Below are 383 nucleotides of genomic sequence, written 5' to 3'. Positions count from 1 at the left end.
ACTGCTCAAGGAACTACCGTGGTAACATGGACCTTTGAGGATGATAATGGCAATAGCGTTACTGCGGATCAAAATGTGATCGTTAATGATACGACGGATCCTGCTATACCTACCCTTAGTGATGTAACTGTTGGTGAATGCTCTGGAACTCCTGCAACACCGACAACTACGGATAACTGTGCCGGAACTATTAACGGTACTTCTAATGTCACATTCCCTATAACGGCTCAAGGAACTACCGTGGTAACATGGACATTTGAGGATGATAATGGGAATAGTGTAACGGCGGATCAGAATGTCATTGTTAATGATACTACGGATCCTGCTATACCTACCCTTAGTGATGTAACTGTTGGTGAATGTTCAGGAACTCCTGCAACACC

Annotated in this window: 1 protein-coding gene; it reads left to right on the top strand. The window is 44.1% G+C overall.

Translation table 11 applies throughout. The features are described 5' to 3' along the window. Positions 1 to 383 (top strand): hypothetical protein (locus K8Z87_RS13890; RefSeq protein ID WP_227478172.1); only part of this gene is annotated, 383 nt, incomplete at both ends.

Source organism: Winogradskyella immobilis (assembly GCF_021887715.1).
Taxonomy (GTDB): Bacteria; Bacteroidota; Bacteroidia; order Flavobacteriales; family Flavobacteriaceae; genus Winogradskyella; species Winogradskyella immobilis.
Note: the sequence above shows the minus strand (reverse complement) of the source record. Positions and strands in the feature narration are given on the sequence as shown.